The following is a 237-nucleotide window of genomic DNA, read 5'->3' as shown; positions in this document are numbered from 1 at the left end:
CCCCCCCCCCCCCCCCCCCCCCCCCCCCCCCCCCCCCACCCACCTCACTCCTCCCTATGTCCTCAAGGCTCCCAAGGCCCTCTAGGCGACCAAGGACCTCAAGGCGAGCAAGGGCGTCAAGGCGAGCAAGGTATTCAAGGCGAGCCAGGACCTCAGGGCGAACGAGGTCATCAAGGGGAGCCAGGTCATAAAGGCGAGCAAATTCAACAAGGAGACCAAGCTCATAAAACAAAACAA

Annotated in this window: 1 pseudogene; it reads left to right on the top strand. The window is 62.4% G+C overall.

The features are described from left to right. Positions 1-237: pseudogene (locus tag JDS96_RS31520) on the top strand (BclA C-terminal domain-containing protein); the annotation flags it as partial.

It is taken from the genome of Bacillus cereus group sp. N21 (genome assembly GCF_016483395.1).
Classification (GTDB): Bacteria; Bacillota; Bacilli; order Bacillales; family Bacillaceae_G; genus Bacillus_A; species Bacillus_A pseudomycoides.
The sequence above is the reverse complement of the archived record's forward strand: the minus strand, read 5'-3'. Positions and strand labels throughout refer to the sequence as shown.